The following is a 2,214-nucleotide window of genomic DNA, read 5'->3' as shown; positions in this document are numbered from 1 at the left end:
GGAGGCGTCATCGAGGTGCACGTCGGCGCGTACCGCGACCAGGTGTGTGAGCGCGTCGTCACCGGTACCCGCGAGGTGACGAAGACGGTCCCGGACCCGTCAGTGGTGGTCCCGGACGTCGAGGTGACCGAGACGGTCGAGGACGTCGAGTGGATCTGCGGTCCCCTGCTGGCTAAGGCAGTGACCACATGAGCCCCACCAAGGTCACCACCGCCGGCCGAGTAGCGGCCGCGTTCAACCGGCACGGCAGTTGGACCGCCCGGGTAACCGAGCACGACATGGCGGTCGAACTCCGCCACGTCGACAGCGGTGACTTCGCCACCACCGTGTGGCTGCCCGAGAACGGCCTGTGGATCTGGACCGGGCCCTTCCCGGCGGTCGAGCTGAACGAGCTCCCCGAGTCCGCCGGCCTCGCCGACCTGGTGAAGGCCGTCACCGAGTCACTTCCGGAGGAATCGTGAGTACCGAGGTGGCCGAGCGGGTCCCCGGTCCGTACGAGGCGAAGCTGCCGCGCACCGGGTACAAGCCCGCGGTCGAGTACCTGACCGACGCACTGCAGGGCCAAGGCAAGGCGATCGCGAAGCACATCGACGCGCACCTGACGAACGAACGGGTGCTGGACCTGGCCGGCGCGATCGAGCGGGCTATCGCGAAGGCGCTGCGGGAGCAACTCGAGCAGGTCGCCGCGGACATCCTCGCGATGCAGGTCGGCGAGGTCGACTGCGAGGCGATCGAGCATGCCTGAGATCGAGGTGGAGTCGACGCCGCCGATGCCCGAGCCTGCCGGGCTGTGGGCCGTCGTTGAGCACGTCTCGCCCGAGTACCCCGACGATCGGAACTACCTGGTGAAGGGCCCAGGCGGGTTCGACGACGGTACGGCGTACTGGTTCTCGCTCGGCGGCGAGGACGGGTGGGGCTGGGAGCAGGTCCTCCGTTGGCCGGGGACGGTCCGGCTGGTCCGCGAGGGGGTCACCGATGCCTAAGCCGAAGCCCGAGCCCGATCCAAAGGCGGCCCGGAAGAAGACCGACGAGGACCTGTCGAAGGCCCACAAGGGCGACAACGTCGGGGGCAGTCTGCGTGCGCTCGGTCGGCTGTTGGGCGGTAAGCGATGACGACACACGATCTGGTGCTCCCTCCCACCGAGGGGGAGCACCACGGCGCCGGGGACGGGGCCTCACACCAGCCCCCGGCGCCGCTCACCGCGGACGAGTACGACTCGATCGTCGGCACGATCTGGAACGAGCTCGAGGACGACCTGGGCCGGTTCGATGACCTGCTGGCCGAGGCGCTCGGGTTCATCGCGGGGATCGCGCTGCACGAGGACACCGACCCTCGCGAGGCCGATCGGGCGACCGCGGTACTCCGGTCGATGGAGCAGCGGGCCCTGTGGGGTCCCGACCACGAGACCGAGGACCACCGGTGAAGGCGGCCGAGCTCGTCGAGATCCGGGAGACGGTGAACGAGCGGCCGTGGCGTGACCCTGCCCGGTACCCGGAGTGCGTACAGATCGCGCTCGAGGCGCTCGGCGTCATCGCCCTGCTCTGCGACTGCGGAGAGCCGGAGTGCCCGTCGTACCTGGCCGAGCAGGCCTTGCGGGCGATGGCTCGGCGGGCGCACTTCGGCGGACCACTAGACGAACCAACGGGGGAAATCCTGTGACCGAAACGCAAACCGCCGAGGTGGGGGGTAACAGCGACACCCGCACCTATGAGCCTGGCATCGGGCGCCTGGCGGCCGCGCTCGCCGCGGTACAAGCCGAACTGCCCCGCCTGGGCAAGGCAGAGACGGGCAAGGTGTCGGGGAAGAACAAAGACGGCGAGTTCTTCAGCTATGAGTATTCGTACGCCGACCTTGCCTCGGTCAGCCGGGCGATCATGCCGTTGCTCGGCGAGCACGGGCTGGCCTTCACGGCATTCCCGACAGTCGTAGAGCGCAACCTCGTACTGCGGTACCACCTGCTGCACGAGTCCGGCGAGCAGCTCGCCGGCGAGTACCCGCTCACCGGCTCGACAGCCCAGCAGCTCGGCAGCTCGATCACCTACGCCCGCCGGTACTGCCTGTGTGCCGTGACCGGAATCGCCCCGGACGAGGATGACGACGCGGCCGCGGCTGATGGAGCGAAGGCCGCACAGCAGGCCCAGCAGCAAGCCGAGGTGGACGCCACGACGGCCGCCGAGCAGGCGCAGTACGCCAAGGATCGCGCGCACGGCATC

At 69.4% G+C, this 2,214-nt stretch carries 8 protein-coding genes; all 8 read left to right on the top strand.

What is annotated here, in order from left to right; translation table 11 throughout:
- On the top strand, positions 1 to 192 hold a 192-nt coding region (locus tag VFG33_RS00115), incomplete at its 5' end, for a hypothetical protein (RefSeq protein ID WP_325020986.1).
- Entirely contained in the window at positions 189 to 461 is a 273-nt protein-coding gene (locus tag VFG33_RS00110; protein ID WP_325020984.1) for a hypothetical protein, read from the top strand. The genes VFG33_RS00115 and VFG33_RS00110, both read left to right, overlap by 4 nt.
- Entirely contained in the window at positions 458 to 745 is a 288-nt protein-coding gene (locus tag VFG33_RS00105) for a hypothetical protein (protein WP_325020982.1), read from the top strand. The genes VFG33_RS00110 and VFG33_RS00105 overlap by 4 nt, the downstream gene beginning before the upstream one ends.
- On the top strand, positions 738 to 983 hold the full coding sequence (locus tag VFG33_RS00100; protein ID WP_325020980.1) for a hypothetical protein: 246 nt from the start codon (positions 738 to 740) through the stop codon (positions 981 to 983). The genes VFG33_RS00105 and VFG33_RS00100 overlap by 8 nt, the downstream gene beginning before the upstream one ends.
- Positions 976 to 1,113, top strand: a complete 138-nt coding sequence (locus VFG33_RS00095; RefSeq protein ID WP_325020978.1) for a hypothetical protein — start codon at positions 976 to 978, stop codon at positions 1,111 to 1,113. The genes VFG33_RS00100 and VFG33_RS00095 overlap by 8 nt, the downstream gene beginning before the upstream one ends.
- Complete coding sequence (locus VFG33_RS00090; protein ID WP_325020976.1) at positions 1,110 to 1,424, top strand: hypothetical protein; 315 nt, start codon at positions 1,110 to 1,112, stop codon at positions 1,422 to 1,424. The genes VFG33_RS00095 and VFG33_RS00090 overlap by 4 nt, the downstream gene beginning before the upstream one ends.
- Positions 1,421 to 1,660: a hypothetical protein gene (locus tag VFG33_RS00085; RefSeq protein WP_325020974.1), complete on the top strand. Its 240-nt coding sequence runs from the start codon at positions 1,421 to 1,423 to the stop codon at positions 1,658 to 1,660. Before VFG33_RS00090 ends, VFG33_RS00085 begins: the two co-directional genes overlap by 4 nt.
- Positions 1,657 to 2,214, top strand: a 558-nt coding sequence (locus VFG33_RS00080) for an ERF family protein (RefSeq protein WP_325020971.1), incomplete at its 3' end; no start/stop codon positions are given. The genes VFG33_RS00085 and VFG33_RS00080, both read left to right, overlap by 4 nt.

The sequence above is a fragment of the Kribbella sp. genome (assembly GCF_035687465.1).
Classification (GTDB): Bacteria; Actinomycetota; Actinomycetes; order Propionibacteriales; family Kribbellaceae; genus Kribbella.
Note: the sequence above shows the minus strand (reverse complement) of the source record. Positions and strands in the feature narration are given on the sequence as shown.

Excerpts from the sequence above, each read along its gene's own strand:
- VFG33_RS00110 (WP_325020984.1), top strand. The coding sequence starts at position 189 with ATGAGCCCCACCAAGGTCACCACCGCCGGCCGAGTAGCGGCCGCGTTC.
- VFG33_RS00100 (WP_325020980.1), top strand. The coding sequence starts at position 738 with ATGCCTGAGATCGAGGTGGAGTCGACGCCGCCGATGCCCGAGCCTGCC.
- VFG33_RS00095 (WP_325020978.1), top strand. The coding sequence starts at position 976 with ATGCCTAAGCCGAAGCCCGAGCCCGATCCAAAGGCGGCCCGGAAGAAG.
- VFG33_RS00090 (WP_325020976.1), top strand. The coding sequence starts at position 1,110 with ATGACGACACACGATCTGGTGCTCCCTCCCACCGAGGGGGAGCACCAC.